The following is a 15712-nucleotide window of genomic DNA, read 5'->3' as shown; positions in this document are numbered from 1 at the left end:
ACGGTGGGTATCTCAACGCAACTTCGTGCAGCGACTGCTCACAGATCCATTGATGTCATGGGCTTGGGAGTGCTGCTCTTCGCCGGGCTCAACCTGAACGGCGCATTCTTGCTCTTCTTTGGAACTGAGGCGTTCCTGTCGCCGCTGATCCTTCTCATCACCATTATCATGTGCGTCAGGTATGCGCGCGCCTCATATGTTACAGCAAGCTACGCGCTCTTTGTTTCCACCGTCGGATCCTACCTCTTCTTCGGTAGCCTGGCCGGCCTTCTAGCATCCAGCCTTCAGACCCGGTACATCACCTCATATGGCGCGACGCTCATTCTCGTCTCGGCAATTTACTTCTGGCTCGCCTCAATGCGTGAGGCAGAGCTAAGGCGTGTTCTCAACATTCTCAAGAATATCCTCTTTATATCCTGCATCCTGGTCGTCCTCTCTGACGCCCTCCGGCCGTTCCAGGTGGCGCCGGAAATTCCCGGCCTTGATGCAGAGCAGATCATGCAGGGCGTCGAGTCGGCGGATCGGGCTTCGGGGCTTTTTGAGAACCCTAACGAGGCCGCGATGATCGCGCTGTACTGCATCGTGTTGGTGGCAGCGCTTCCTTCACGAACCCCTCTGGTTCGTATCGTTCAAGGGGCGGTAGCCGTTCTGGCGCTCGTCATGACGTTCTCCAAAACCGGCATGCTAGTTCTCATGCTCCTCACAGGGCTATTCCTATTCACGCGACGCTCGTTCGGAACGCTCATTTTGTCCGGGCTCGGGATCGTCGCGGCCTTCTCCGTGCTGTGGTTCGTCTTCAACAATGACTTGCTCAATCTTTCATGGGAACAGCGCGAGCGTCTATCCGACGTCCTCAACCTTGCAGGCGGCGAGTTCAACACTCGGTCGACCACAGGGCGCAATGTGCTTTTTGAGTTCGGCTTTGAGAAGATCAAAGGGAATTTACCGTGGGGGTCCGGTCTAGGCGAGTTTCACGCGATGGAGGGCGGTATCCGTAAGATATCAGGCGGTATCGAACTCAACGAGTGGCTCGGAATTCACAACACCTATCTCATGATCCTTGGGGAGGCGGGGATTGTTCCTCTCCTCATGCTGGGTGGCTTTCTGGCATCCGTCCTTGCTCGGGGAGTACGTAGCTCTCATCGGACGATTATTGTCGGATTCACCATCGTCCTTATGGCCGATATGCTGGTTGGGCACCATGTTCTTCTCTTGCGTTTTGCAAATGTCGTCATCGCCGTGATTTTAGCCTTGGCAGCTCTGCCTCCTCAACGGTTAGCCGTTCACCTGTCAAAGTTGCGATACAGCTCCTAGGATCTGGGATTACTCATTCGAGGTAATTCCAGGCTTCTGATGCCCAGTCCCACAGGTGGAATTGGATCCTCGGTTATCGCGGCCTATTTCTCGAAATCCTACCAGGCAAGTGCTTGAGGTCAGGAGAAGCGGGCGATTGATTGGATCGGCAAGAGCGGAGTGCAAGAGCAGCCGCATCTTACTTCAGGAGTAGCCCGAACTCGCTGCCCTCCGTGCGTGGCGAGGGATGTCTCGATAGGGCATTGTAAGTGCTCGAACTTTGGAGTGCTGAATCGCTTTCTTTCGACGCCCTTCCTACATCGCACCGGTGTTGCGGCCAGTTGGTGCAGTGCGAGGCTCGGCTCGGCGATCAGCCTAGTTTGTTTGAGATGCTAAGCAGCGATCGAGGATGGGTTCAGGGATGATGTACCAGGGAAATGACGGAGGTCCTGAACTCCCTCCCATGTCTACCGGCCACGGAAGAAATTCGGGAGAGCAGGCTCCCCAAGCCCCTTACCTTCTGCGAGGAAGCAAACCCGCGGCCGTGAACATTCATCCTCGGGCAGGCGAGCCTTTGGTTCCCGAACCAGGCAATAAAGCTAATGAGCTTTTGGCAGATTCTTCCATGCGTTCAATGGGCGGAGCGAGCCGCGAGTTTCAGTCGACAGGGATCATCACCAGAGTTGCCGGCGCAGTGTGGCGACATCTCTGGCTTGCCGCTGCGGTTGCAGCCGGCATCACCATCCTGGCCACAGGCATCGTGCTAAGTCTCGGCGAACGCTATACGGCAACTGCCCTGCTCGTTGTTGACCAGAGAGATCTGAGGCTGCTGGGTCTTGAGACACCTACGCCGACTGCGGCCCTTCCGAGCGTCGACAGCGAAGTCGAAATCATGAAGTCTGCCAGCATTGCGCAGGAAGTAGCGGCACGTCTCAATCTCGCTCAGGATCCAAAATTCATGGCCTCTGGTGATGCAGGTGGAGGCTCCTTATCGCATACAGTGTCCAATGGAATAAGCTCCGTAGGTTCATTGCTTCAATCCATCTTCGGAACCTCAGATAAAGACCCTTTGAGCCGGGGCAACAATCAGGACGGACGCGGCAGGTCAAGGGTGGATCCGAATGCTATCGCTGCACAGGCATTGCAGAAGATCACCGCTGTAAGACGACGCGGCTTGACCAATGTGATCGCAATTGATGTCACCGCCGAGTCTGCTACAGAGGCGGCGCGCCTCGCGAACGCTTACGCGGATACCTACATCGACGGCCAAATCAACGCGAGGCTTGAATCTGCTGAGCGGGCGGAAGTAGCTCTCTCAAAACGGGTGTCCGAACTCGGTGAGGCACTTCGTCGGTCGGAGACGCAGATCAAAGCGTTTGCCCTTGCTCAAGCCTCCCAGCCTGCTGACGACTCTAACCGTCGTGAAATTGATCGTTTGCAGGGCAGTATTGCGTCCGTCATGCGAGAAGCCAGTGCTTCGACTGCTCGATTGAAGGAGCTTGACGAACTCACCGCATCGCGCAATTACGCGTCATTGTCGCAGGCGCTGTCTATTCCAGAGATGGCTTTGCTCGACGAGCAGCGTCGAGCGCTTGAGCAACGCCTCCAGCGGCCAGCCGAAGGCGACAATCGAAGCGCTGATCTGCGTCAAAGACTGGAACTCCTGAATTCGCAACTCCAGACGCTTACCAATCAGCGCGTCGAACCTATACGGCGCCAGGCAGACGCGAATAACGAGCGTCTGGCGTCGCTTCGTCGAGAGTTGGAGCAGGTCGTCCAAAAGTCCGATCTCTCCACTGACATCTCGGTTCAGTTGTTCCGACTGCAACAGGAGGCTGCCTCAACCAGGCAGCTTTACCAGGAATATCTCGGACGCCTGAAAGCTCTTGCTCAGCAGCGGAATATCGCTTCGTCTGACGTGCACGTGGTTGCCCCCGCCAGTGCCCCTCCCGTCAAGAGTTTCCCGCCGAGGACAATCCTCGTTCTGCTGGGCGGCTTTGCCGGACTGGCAATCGGTATCGGAGCGGCCTATGCCCGGGATACATATCCACGCAACATCAAGTATCCCGCCGAGCTTGAGGACATTACTGACGTTCGCAACGTCGGAACGGTTCCCGACATCCGCAAGTCCGCCAGGCACGGCAGGATCGTATCGCCCGAAGATCAAATCCTCGATCAGCCGACATCCGAGTACTCCGAAGCCATCCGCCGTCTAAGAATATCCTTGGATCTACTTGAGGGCAGTGGCTTTGGGTCTAGGTCCATTGTTGTTACGTCCGCGCACTCGGCAGAAGGAAAATCGACAATTGCACTGTCGTTGGGACGCGCTGCCGCAGAGGCTGGCCTCAAGGTTATCTTGTTGGACTGCAACCTTCGTGATCCGTCCCTTCATACAAGGCTTGGGCTTGAGAACCACGATGGACTTGTTCAACTCCTTCTGTCGCCGAGCTCAATACCGGAGCATTATGTCATCGCGTCCGACCCGCGTTCGACGTGTTCTGTCATTACAAGCGGTGAGATTGGGGAAATCGTTCCGGATCGCGTCCTGGAATCTCCGCGCTTCAACAAATTGGTGCGCGAACTTGGAACCAAGTTCGATCTCGTAATCTTGGATGCTCCTGCCGCTGGAGCGGCCGCTGACCCGCTTATTTTAGCTCAGCATACCGATACTGTGCTGTTCGTCGCGCGGGCAGGGCGTGCATCTCCTCAGAGCGTACAGGAGGCGATCCAACAAATGCGCGGCGTGAAAGGCAGTCGAATCGTCACGGCCCTAAACTTCGGGATGCCTTCGCTCGACATTTCTGTTGGGATGTTCCGGCGAGACACGCACTGAAGGTCGTTGATGTGGAAATCTGTTTCACAAGCTTGGCTTCGACGAGCACAACGGTCACGTGAATCTCAGCACAGAGCTTCCATCGTTTAGGGCGACAAGGCGGTTCAGGAGACGTCAATGTGCGGAATAGCTGGATATCTCGGTCGCTTTGAGGCGGAGGAGCTCGACAACATGAGCCTGCGCGTGGCTCACCGAGGGCCGGACGGGGACGGCGTTTGGATTTCCGACAATCGTCAGGTCGGCCTCGCGCACAGGCGGCTATCGATAATCGATTTGTCGAGTGGCGCAAGCCAGCCGATGATCGAGGATGATGTCGTCCTGATCTACAATGGCGAGCTCTACAATTATCGCGAACTTCGCCAGCAGATGATTCAAAATGGCATTCGGTTTAGAACGCGCTCCGACACAGAGGTGATCCTTAAGATGTACCTGTGGAAGGGAGTGGCAATGCTTCACTCCCTCAACGGGATCTTCGCATTTGCGATTTGGGACAAGCGGTCGAAGACGTTGTTCGCAGCGCGCGACGGGGTCGGCGTCAAGCCATTTTATTACACGCAAACTCCCCGTGGTTTGCTTTTCTCAAGTGAGATGAAGTCGTTCCTGGATATTCCAGACGTCGATTGGACCATCGATCCCGCTGCGCTTCAGAGCTATATGACCTATCACTGGAGTCCCGGCGAGAGGACAATGGTCAAGAGCGTGCTGAAGCTGCTCCCGGGGCACGCCTTCATCGCGCGGAGCGGTCGCATCGAAAGAATGTGGAGCTTCTATGATCTGCCTTACGCAAGCCCGGTAAAGGAGATGAACGAGAGGGAAGCAATCTCGCTCGTGCATGACTCGGTCAGGGATGCCGTTCGGCGTCAAATGGTAGCAGATGTGCCAGTCGGAGCATTTCTGTCGGGCGGCTTGGACTCGAGCGCTGTCGTGGCATTTGCGAAGGAGGGGGCTCAGAACGGTCAGCTCCCCTGCTTTACCATTCGGTTTGATCGGGCCGGGGCAGATCAGGAAGGCATGACGGATGATCTGCCATATGCTCATCACGTCGCGAAACATCTTGGCGTCGAGTTGCAGGAAGTATCAGTAGGTCCTGATAGCCTGCATCGTCTGACCGATATGATCTACATGATGGACGAGCCACAGGCCGATGTCTCACCCATCAATGCTTATCTCATCAGTTCCGTCGCTCGCGAGCAGGGCATCAAAGTTCTTCTCTCGGGCATGGGAGGAGACGACATATTCACGGGGTACCGCCGACACTATGCGCTCGAGCAAGAGAAATACTGGCGCTGGCTACCTGGCCCAGCGAGATATGCTATGGCAAGTGTCGCTCATCGCATGCCCGTTCGCATTCCGCTGATGCGGCAGGTTCGTAAGGCTTTCTCCTATGCGCATCTACCGCAGGATGACAGAATCGCGAGCTACTTCTTCTGGGGACACCCTGATCTCGTATCATCGATGCTTTCCAAGGAGCTCAAGGAAGCGAACGCCAACGATCATGTTGCGATGACCCTTATGGAGGCGCTCGGGAAACTGCCGCCATCGACTCCATTGATGAACAAGATGTTGTATTTGGATGGAAAGTTCTTCGTTCCTGATCATAACCTCAATTTCTTCGACAAGGTTTCGATGGCTTGCGGCGTAGAGTGCCGTGTTCCGCTGCTGGATATCGATCTCATTCGCGACGCTGCGTCCCTCCCGGTCCGCTTCAAACAGGTAGGACATGAGGGCAAGTGGGTTTTCAAGAAGGCTATGGAGGCCCATCTTCCGCGTGAAGTCATCTATCGGCCAAAAACCGGGTTCGGCATGCCCCTGCGGGTTTGGATGCGAGAGGAACTGAAGGACCTTCAGGAGGATCTGCTTTCGCCAAGAGCACTACGTAGCCGCGGCTTCTTTGAGCCGAAAGCAGTTCAGGAACTCCGCACCGCTAATGAAGCAGGACGGATCGATGCGACTTACACATTGCTGTCGATGATGAGCATCGAACTGTGGAGTAGGATCTTTCTCGATCGTTCCATCCGCCCTTCGATCCCAACTGTCTCGAGGCACGTGCGCCCGCAGAGTGCTTATCAGGTGGCCTGATGAAGCCTGCAGCCGAGACCTCCGCCGCCGGCGACCACGCATCAGGGAGCATACAACAGGAATCGTCCCGGCGCGGCCGGCAGGAAGGCTTTTTTCTAACATCGACACGTAATGGGGGGGCGCCCGACAATCACATTGTTTCGGATTCGATTCCATCGTTGTCGCATTCCGCGTTTCTCTCGGCGATGCGGCCAGTCGTAAGACTTGTGGCGCGAGGTTGTCTGACGGTCGTCTGCTATCATCGTGTCATTCGGAGAGGTGATAAGCGATTTCAAGGGTACAAGCCCACTATAAACGCTTCACAGGAGGCATTCTCTGAGCAGATCGAGTACCTGCGAGCAAACTACGATCCGATTTCGCTCTCGGACTTAGCGGCTTGGATTGATGGTAGGCGAGGCCTCCCGCCCCAACCGGCCTTGGTGACTTTTGATGACGGCTATCGTGACAATGCCGAAGTCGCGTGGCCGATCATGCGCGAGCGTGGCGTTCCAGCTGTGATCTTCCTAGCGACGGATTACATCGGGACAGGGCGCCCGTTCATTTGGGACCTTGCGGCCTATCTTTTCGCAACCACGACTCTGACATCCGCCAACGTTCCTCTTGTTGGTCTGAGAAGTCTAGCTACAGATGCCCATCGCGATGCCGCAACCGCGACATGGGTCGATGCCATGAAGCGCCTCCCTGGCGCAAAGCGCAGCGAGGCAGTTGCCAGTCTCGCCAAGGCTCTTGATATTGACGTTCCTGGGCAAGAGATTTTCGAGCATCTCTATATGGATTGGGACGATGTCCGCAGGTTGGCCCGCGAGGGTGTCGAATTTGGTGGCCATACCTGCTCTCACCCGATTCTTACAGGCATTTCCGAGCCCCAAGGTAGCTGGGAGATCGAGGAGTCGATCAGGCGGGTTACAGAGGCAACCGGGTTCAAGACGCTTGGGTTCGCCTATCCGAATGGGTCCAGCAGAGACTATTCTGATACGCACGAGAAGGCTGTGCTCAAAAGCGGAGTTCCGCTGGCATTCAGCCTTGAACCGGGCCCCATGAGATTGCATGACGTTTCGAAGCGTCGCACCGGCATCAGGCGCATCTATGTGGGTGCTCATGAGTCCATGCCTCGATTCGTCGCAAAGCTGTCTGGAGTTGCTCGTCTTGCTCATGCCTTGCGCGGATGAGGAATGCGGCGACTGTCAATCGATGCCAGGACGTTCCAGCTACACGCCTTTCTAAGGCGGAGGCCGAGGCCGCACCAAGTTTCTCCCCAAGCTCAGCGAAGCCAAAGACATTAACGTTGCTGTGGAGGAGGGTCAGTCTGTGACTACATCGTCAGACTGCTCCTGATTGCGCTGTCGGTGCTCCTTTGGATAGCCCCTGAATACCTCCACTTGGCTACGCCTGCTCGACTTGCGATGGCGATGCCGGCCCTAGATATTCCATCGAGTGTGCCGGTGAGAGAAGCGTTCAGGGTACGGCACAGAGACATTCATCCGGATGGCGTGAGGCCACCAACGAGAGCGTGCCGTTCATGCGGATTGTATATCTCCATCAGTATTTCTTCACCCGGACGATGATCGGGGTTGCTGGAAACCGATCATACGAGTTTGCTCGTCGACTTGTGGCGATGGGGCATGAAGTCGATATGGTCACCTCATACACTCATGCAACAAGGGATGAGCCTCTTGAATGGTTCGAGACGAATGAGGACGGAATCCGCGTTCACTGGCTCCCGGTTCCGTATTCCAACAAAATGGCTTTTCGGGAGCGCATCGGTGCGTTTCTTCGGTTCGCTATAGGAGCATCCCGGAAGGCAGCATCATTGGACGGGGATGTCGTCTTTGCCACAAGCGGTCCTCTCACGATTGCCATCCCTGGCTTGTATGCCTCTTGGTCGAGAGGAGTTCCTCTGGTCTTTGAAGTCCGGGATCTCTGGCCCGAGGGTGCAATTCAACTCGGCGTCCTGACTAATCCGCTAGCCAAGTGGCTTGCGCGGCGATTGGAAAGGCTGACCTATCGAAACGCTCGGCACATTGTTGCTCTCTCTCCAGGCATGCGGGACGGGATCTTGGCAGCCGGCATTGACGGAGGAAAGGTGACGGTCATTCCGAATGCGGCGGATTTAGACCTGTTTCATCCCCGGATCGATGGTGCCTCCATGAGATTGCAAAACGGATTGGATGGCCGATTTTGCATCGCGTATTTCGGTACCATGGGGCTGGCCAACGGCCTCGGCTTTGTTCTTGACGCGGCGGCGGAGTTGAAACGGCGGAACGTCAGTGACATCGTGTTCATGCTCCACGGAGACGGGATGGAGCGTCCGATCCTGGAGGCTCGTGCGAGAGGTGAGGGGCTGGACAACATAATTTTTTCAGGTCCCACACCAAAGCACCTCATGGCCGAGTTGGTTTCTGCCGTCGATGTCTGCATGACGATCTTCAAGAATGTTCCTGTGCTGAGAACCTGCTCTCCTAATAAGCTCTTCGATTCTCTGGCCGCGGGAAAGCCGATACTGACAAATATGCCGGGGTGGCTCGGTAGTATTGCCGAGGAGGAGAAAACAGGTGTCCTGGTTACACCAGATGACCCGGTTGATTTTGCCGACAAGGCAATTTGGCTACGCGATCATCCTCAAGAACTGAAGGTGTTCTCCGTCAACGCTAGGAGAGTTGCGGAGGAGCAGTTTTCAAGGGATGTTCTCGCGCGACGTCTTGAGACCGTTCTGAGGCAGGCGGCTGTCAAATCCGAGAAGCACTCTTCAACCCGCATCGCACCTGCCGGAGAATAGATCGATCCAATCTGGCTGAGTGGCAGCCTCCCCGATGCTTCAGGAGGCTATTTTTTGCCGACGACCTCTTGATAAAGCGCAAGGACACGGCTCGTCGTACGTCGTTCAGACATTTCATCGGCGCGCATATGGCCATTGGAGCGAGATTCTGCTTGGAGGATCTCGATTAGCGCATTGCCGATTGACTCCACATCGGCAGGGCCAACCCAAGATGGTTGAACGTTCCCTAGAAGATCCTTGACGTCGCCAACATCGACGGACACCACTGGCAGATTGCAGGCGAGTGCCTCCTTGACTACCGTCGGCGATCCTTCCCAGTCGCTTGTCAGCAAGAGACAGTCACACGCGTTCATATAGAGTGGGATCTTCTCTGGATCGACCTTGCTAACCGGCACGAGATCCAGATCTGGGATAGTTTGCCGCGCGTAGGCAATCGCGCCTTCGGCCAGGTGCAAGCGCTTGCCGGCCGGGCGGCCTCCGAGATTGAAGAACACGAGCTTAGTGTCCTGGCTCCAGCCGAGCCGTCGACGGGCCTCCTCTCTCGCCATTGGACGGAAAAGGGACAGGTCAACACCGTCGAATATGATGGATGCGGAGCGTGAGCCTAGCCACAACCTGTCTTTCAGCTCTCTACTTACACAAATGATCTGGCGTGCACGAAGAGCGGCAACTTGCGAGAGGAATCGGCCGCTTAGACTTCTTACTCTTCCAATATCGCTCGTCGGGTTCAGGTCGCTCCCTCGATAGCTGATGATTAATGGACGAGTTGTCGCCAAAGCGCAGAAGAAAGCGGTGACGGTTCCATAATGAGCGTGAACGAGATGCGGATCGAAGTGCCGAATCACTTTGCGAAAGCGTCCAGCTTCGGCCAGAAGCGCCTTAAGAGAGGTTCTTGAAGTCAGAAAGAAATTCTCGACAGTCACACCTCGCTGCTCCAACGCCGCCATTTGACGCCGTGCAAAGACCATGCTGCTACGATCATGCCGCTCACCAGGGATAACAGATAAAACCCGGATCATATGAGGAGCGACACGGCTGCTGCATGCAGAAATCTCCTCTTCTACACGGCTGCCAAGCGACACTGAGCCGCCTCCGGCTTCAGGGATGTCACGCATTTCTTCAGAAATGTCAGGGGTTGAAACGCTGCGATTCATGTGACGGTCAAGGTGCCTACACGGTTCATGATCCCGACCAGAATGCCGCAATGACGTGTCCTGCACCATGCTGGAGCCTTAACGAGTAAGCGGTACTCCCGAAGCATACTCTCCTACGTGGATAAGCTGATGATATACGACGACCATATATCGTACGTTGATCTCATTAGACGTTGCGCATCCGGACAACCTGACAAATCATAATGCAAGCGTAGGGCTGCCATAGGGTCGAGCCATGTCGCGGGGTAACCTCGTCCAGCGATCATCTCACGAAGCAGCAGCGCTGCAAGCTGTGACAGGAGTGATTTCAAAGCTTGCTGCAGAGCGGGCTGCTCAAGCAGGAGTCGACATTGTACCGTTGCTCCGGGACGTCGGCTTGACGCCAGACTTGATCAAGGATCCTGAAATTCGCATTGCCGTAGAGGCGGAAATCGAGTTCTTGTCGGCTGTTGCAGTAGCTTTGCAGGACGACTGGCTTGGGTTCCATCTCGCACGTGAAAGCGATTTGCGCGAGTTCTGCCCCTTCTACTATCTGATGGCCTCCTCTGAGAGGTTCCGCGATGCTTTCGATTGCGCCGCGCGTTACAGCCAAGTCGTCAATGGCAGCCTCAAGATTTCCCGTGAGCCGAAATCCTTGACGCTCGATTTTGCGTTCTCCGGCATTGAGCGTCAAAAGGATCTACATCAGGTTGAGTTTTGGATTACATACATGCTGCGTATTGGCAGAGTGCTGTCCGGACGGGAGCTTACACCCTTGTCCGTCAACTTCGTTCACCGACGCGAGGGTGACATCGCCGAGATGCAGCGATTTTATGGATCAGCTTTGACGTTCGGAACCGTAAAGGACTCGATCGCTTTCAATCCAGCCGAGGCTGAGGCTGTCAACGTCACGGCCGATCCCTTCCTCCATCGGTTTCTGCTTGAATACTTCGAAGATTCTGCTGCCCGCAGCTTGTCTCGCAGAACCTCGTTACGGAGGCGGGTTGAAAACGCCATTACATCACGCCTGCCGAATGGGACTGCTATCATCGGAAATATCGCAAGCGATCTCGGAATGAGTTCTCGTACATTATCGCGCCGTTTGGCCGAGGAGGGGGCGACCTTCAGTGCGATCCTAGATGAGCTGAGATCAAGCCTGGCAAATCAATATCTGCAGGATCATGATCTGTCGATCTCACAGATCGCATGGCTTCTGGGATACACGGAAGTGAGCTCTTTTGCACATGCCTTTCAGAGATGGACCGGCCGGTCGCCGACAAGTGTACGACGACAAATCGCACATATCAGTGAGGCGTCAGAAAAGCATGGTGCAAATCTAGTTTAAGCAAAGGCGCTGGGTCCAGAAAAGTTGAAATCAAGCCCGCGAAATACAGTTCTAAAGGTGGGATCTAACATGAGTTACTACTTCGGGGTAGGGCCATGTTAATGGAAATCGGACCCTAGGTCGGATAAAATACTGCCATGATTTGAGCTGTGACCCGCTCGTTGTCGATACCATGGTTTGGCGGCGTCTTCGGCTTCTAATGCTTAAGGAGAGGCGATTGTGGAATTGCTTCGTACGATCGCCCCTGTTTCCCAGCACTACGCGGCACGTGGGTCGGAACGATCATTTAGCCCACCTAGTCGCAGGACGTCCTTGCAGGCGATCAGTGATATTGAACAATTAGCCGAGTACACCGCAGAGTTGGAGGATCTGTCGAAGGACCTCGCGGTTCAGAACGTTTCGTATGAACCGTGGATCCTATGCCCTATCCTGAAGGCATCAGGGGTAAACAGGAAGTTTGTGTTCGTTCTGATTTTCGATAGCCCCTCTGATGACAGGACGCGTCTGATCGGATTCTTTCCGTTCGAACGCGTTGTGCTTCACCATCTCGTTCCTCTATCGTGCCTGCGCCTTTGGGCGGATCCATTCAACTACCTCAACGCCCGTTGCGACCCGCTCATCCGCAAGGGACACGATTACTGTATCGAGGTTCTGCTTGATTGGTTTGCGCAAGAGAAGACGCATGCCGACCTTATCAACCTGCGCGGCCTTACCGACGGCACTTCTATCGTGCGATCTCTTACATCTAGTTTGTCCGGTAAAAAGCGTCTCGAGCATATCGAGAGTACGATTGAATCTCACCTCTACCGGCGGCACGTCAACGCCGACAGCTATATCAATGCTGTTCTGTCAAAGCGAAGTCAGCAGACCTTAAGGCGGTATGAGCGGCGGTTGCGCGATCTTGGAACTGTCGAATACGCGGATGTCGATGAGTGCTTGGATATCGAACAGCTCATCGATGAGTTTATCGATCTTGAGGACCAGGGTTGGAAGGGAAAGCAAGGAGTCTCGATCTCGGCTTATGGGCATCGGGAATGGGTTAAGCAACTCTTGCTGGATGCTCACAGTAGACAGCGCCTCTCGCTTCTTACGATGCGTGTTGACCGGAAACTCATCGCTGCGCGGTGCGTGCTGTTCTCGAAACCGGGAAGTTTTCTCTTCAAGCTGACCTATGATGAGAAAGATATCTACGCCAAACGCTCTCCCGGACTCTTGCTGGAGTTTGAGGCGATCCGTCGGATGCATTCCGATCAGATGATGCTGGGCCACGAAATAGATTGGTTGGATACGTGCTCCTCTCCTCATTCGCCGATCTTCTCAAGGAGCCGGTCAGAAGGGCTTAAGGTTCGTCGATTCATCATCGCAAGAAGTGGCAGTGTTGCAGCGCTGGCCATTGCAATGTCTCCCTACGCGGCAAGGGCAGAACAACTGATGAATGGCTGCACGAGGTGGGTGCGGCAAAAAGTGAAGGCGCTGACCTCATGAGCGCCAACAGATTGTTTGGCAGGCGTAACGTGTCCCGGAACTCCAGCTGCCTTACGACACGTTGCCGAGGCTCGAATCTCTCCGTCATCAGCGAGAAGACCCGCTAGGAGCAGAGAACTGTCACATCATTTAGTTCGCAACTGCTGTCAAAGAAGATCGAAGGTGCAAGGCCGATGACAAAGCTGAGTTTCCAGGTTCCCTGTTGCTGGAAGAGAGTACTCTCTGCGATCCGAAGGTGTTCAGCCGCCGCTGCAGTTGCTCTCCTTCTTCACCCGGCAAACGCCTTCGCGGAGTATTTGATAGCTCCCGGTGACACACTGGAGATATCCATCGTGAGCCTGCCGGAACTCAGGCAGCGTGTGCAAGTCAACTTGGAGGGCCAAGTCGCCTATCCTTTGCTGGGCAGTTTGAGCGTGGCCGGCCTTTCTCTGACGGACATTCAAGGAAAGCTCAAAAACGAGCTCACCAACAAATCTGTCAGGAACAGGTCACCCGACGGGACAGAGCGTGTTGTCTATATCTACCCGGAGGAAGTTTCGGTCACCATCGCCGAATACCGGCCGATCTATGTCAATGGTGACGTATCAAAGCCAGGCGAGTTGCCATACCGGCCTAAAATGACCGTTAGGCAAGCTATTGCGCTGGCAGGTGGGATCGACGTGCTTCGGTTCAGGACACGAGACCCGAATTTGGAGGAGGTTGATCTGCGGTCTGAAACGAACCTCTTGCGAGCAGAGTTTCTGCGCCAGCAGGTCCTCGTCGCTCGTTTGGAGGCGGAGCTCAATGGGCAACCTGAATTCACGGCCAGCGAAGATAAGGCCGCTGTCGAACTCGTCGCGGATCTTCAGAAGTCTCAAAGTGACCAGCTTAAGCTTGCATTGAGTGATCATGACAAGGAGATGAGTTCCCTTGGCCGGGGGCTAGAGCAGACACGGTCGCAGATCGATACGCTTGGTCGACTGCAGGAGCAACTGACGCAAAATTACCAGCAGCAGGCAGGCGAAGTTTCTAGGCTTCGATCGTCATTCGAGCGTGGACTTGCATCAGTTGCTCGGATTGCCGAAGAGCAGAGAGCGCTGGCCTTTGCGTCGGAAAGGCTACTTCAAACCGAAGCTCAGTTGACGCTGGCGAAGAAAGGTGAAGAGGAGCAACGACGCCAATTGCAAAAAGTCGAAGATCAGCGCCGGTTAAAGCTGATGGGCGACCTGCAAGAGGCCCAGGTAAAGCTCTCCGATATCCGGTCGAGAATTCGAGCAGCAGAGGACAAACTGGTTTATGTGGGCTCATTGAGATCGCGCTTAGCGTCCGACACAAATGCTAAGCCACGTCTCCAGATCTTCAGAAAGGACGGCGGAGCGTGGCAGGGGCGCGATGTCGATGAGGACGTCGAACTCACCCCTGGAGACGTCATAGAAGTTGCCCTGCGGCAAAGCCCGATGATGCGTACTTTGCCTTGAAATCTGCTTCATGAGTACGTCCCAATTGACGACATCTGAGGCGAGCACCTTTTCCTCCCGCTTGGAAGGCGAGATGAAAATGCGACCGCACCAAGAAACGCAGTCCCTAAGAAGCGCAGAGGTCAGCCTCTTGCGTGTCGCCGACCTTCAGCCGGATGACGTCGATGCCTGGAAGGTTTTGGCGCGACAAGCTCTCGATCCTAATCCATTTTTCGAGCCGGAGTTCGTCTTACCTCTCGAGGCGGCAAGACGTCAGGACGACGTTCATCTTCTCGTTCTCAGCGACGCGCGGAGGTGGCTCTTCTGCATGCCGGTGGTCGTAAGGTGGGGGTGGCGCAAGATGCCCGTGCCTGTCCTATCCACATGGCTCAGCCAATATACGTTCCTCGGCACTCCGCTTGTTGCCGCCGAGCGCCCTGATGCGTTGATAGAATTGCTTCAAAATGTAGGGGCCGTTCATTCTGGGCTTTTGCTGTTCGAGTGGGTCGGCGGGCACGGATCTGTTTCGAGCCACTTGGCGCGTGCGTTGTCGGAATGCGGCAGCCCTATCGTACTCTGGGAGCGCTTCGAGAGAGCCGCAGTGCAGCCTTCGCTGGATGCGGGCCGACATATATCAACACGTCGAAAAGCCGAGCTTGCGAGGCGGCGACGAGCGCTGGAACGTGAGTTCGGCACATCTGTCACGCTTGTTGATCGAACTGGCGATCCGGAAGCCGTCGACGAGTTTCTTGCTCTTGAGTCCTCGGGCTGGAAGGGACGTGAAAGGACAGCCATTGCTTCCAACGCGAGTGACAGCGAGTTCTTCCGCCAAATTTGCAGTGATCTGGCAGCCGCGGGCCGGTTGAGAATGCTCGCGCTAACATGCTCCAGGACAGTAGCTATGCAATGCAACTTCGTCGCGGATGGGATCCTGTTCGGTTTCAGGACATGCTACGATGAATCATTGTCGCGCTTTTCTCCTGGGGCACTTCTCCTTCAGGACGCTATCGAAGATTCGAGGATTCATGGCGGAGTATGGTTCGACTCCTGCACAGCGCCAGACAATGATTTATGCAACCGCTTGATGCCAGATCGTGAGCAGATCGAGACGTTTGTGGTTGGGCGTCCCAGCACTGTCGGGTCCATGTTGATTGTGACGATGCGAGCTGCCGCGTTCCTGAGGCGGACCCGTATTCAAATGAGAGAACATGGGGTCTTGAACTATCGTCATTGGCTTGGCCTGGAAAGAAAGTTAAGGGTCACAGGCCCCTGAGTCATAGCCCAAGATCAGCATGTTGATGCGAAGCATCTCGATTTGAGACCTGACACTGT

General features: G+C 55.3%; 10 protein-coding genes. 9 read left to right on the top strand and 1 reads right to left on the bottom strand.

Translation table 11 applies throughout. The features are described from left to right. The first annotated feature begins 3 nt into the window (after window positions 1–3). The 5 genes from DES45_RS11780 (at window position 4) to DES45_RS11760 (ending at window position 8981) form a co-directional block, all read left to right on the top strand. Entirely contained in the window at window positions 4–1314 is a 1311-nt protein-coding gene (locus DES45_RS11780; RefSeq protein ID WP_147282393.1) for an O-antigen ligase family protein, read from the top strand. A gap of 523 nt (window positions 1315–1837) precedes the next feature. Then, entirely contained in the window at window positions 1838–4126 is a 2289-nt protein-coding gene (locus DES45_RS11775) for a GumC family protein (RefSeq protein WP_170151476.1), read from the top strand. A 117-nt stretch (window positions 4127–4243) separates the two neighbouring features. Further along, the gene (asnB, locus tag DES45_RS11770; RefSeq protein ID WP_114770204.1) at window positions 4244–6205 is read left to right on the top strand and encodes an asparagine synthase (glutamine-hydrolyzing); all 1962 of its coding nucleotides are present in this window, start codon (window positions 4244–4246) and stop codon (window positions 6203–6205) included. Beyond that, window positions 6205–7374, top strand: coding sequence for a polysaccharide deacetylase family protein (locus tag DES45_RS11765; RefSeq protein ID WP_114770203.1), 1170 nt, complete (start codon window positions 6205–6207; stop codon window positions 7372–7374). The genes asnB and DES45_RS11765 overlap by 1 nt, the downstream gene beginning before the upstream one ends. Before the next feature lie 350 nt (window positions 7375–7724). After that, window positions 7725–8981, top strand: coding sequence for a glycosyltransferase family 4 protein (locus tag DES45_RS11760; protein WP_114770202.1), 1257 nt, complete (start codon window positions 7725–7727; stop codon window positions 8979–8981). Window positions 8982–9028: 47 nt separating this feature from the next. Here the strand turns inward: DES45_RS11760 and DES45_RS11755 are convergent, their stop codons facing one another. Further along, window positions 9029–10135 (bottom strand): glycosyltransferase, encoded by a 1107-nt coding sequence (locus tag DES45_RS11755; protein ID WP_170151475.1) that lies wholly within the window; start codon window positions 10133–10135, stop codon window positions 9029–9031. Window positions 10136–10370: 235 nt separating this feature from the next. Here DES45_RS11755 and DES45_RS11750 point away from each other — a divergent pair, with 235 nt between their 5' ends. The 4 genes from DES45_RS11750 to DES45_RS11735 all read left to right on the top strand — a co-directional run bounded on the left by DES45_RS11750 (window position 10371) and on the right by DES45_RS11735 (window position 15653). Beyond that, the gene (locus tag DES45_RS11750; protein ID WP_114770200.1) at window positions 10371–11459 is read left to right on the top strand and encodes an AraC family transcriptional regulator; all 1089 of its coding nucleotides are present in this window, start codon (window positions 10371–10373) and stop codon (window positions 11457–11459) included. Between the two features lie 312 nt (window positions 11460–11771). After that, the gene (locus DES45_RS11745) at window positions 11772–12944 is read left to right on the top strand and encodes a GNAT family N-acetyltransferase (protein WP_170151474.1); all 1173 of its coding nucleotides are present in this window, start codon (window positions 11772–11774) and stop codon (window positions 12942–12944) included. 173 nt (window positions 12945–13117) lie between these two features. Further along, window positions 13118–14401, top strand: a complete 1284-nt coding sequence (locus tag DES45_RS26050) for a polysaccharide biosynthesis/export family protein (RefSeq protein ID WP_114770198.1) — start codon at window positions 13118–13120, stop codon at window positions 14399–14401. Window positions 14402–14411: 10 nt separating this feature from the next. After that, window positions 14412–15653, top strand: coding sequence for a GNAT family N-acetyltransferase (locus DES45_RS11735; protein ID WP_114770197.1), 1242 nt, complete (start codon window positions 14412–14414; stop codon window positions 15651–15653). Window positions 15654–15712: the final 59 nt, after the last annotated feature.

The organism is Microvirga subterranea (assembly GCF_003350535.1).
In the GTDB taxonomy this organism is placed as follows: domain Bacteria; phylum Pseudomonadota; class Alphaproteobacteria; order Rhizobiales; family Beijerinckiaceae; genus Microvirga; species Microvirga subterranea.
Note: the sequence above shows the minus strand (reverse complement) of the source record. Positions and strands in the feature narration are given on the sequence as shown.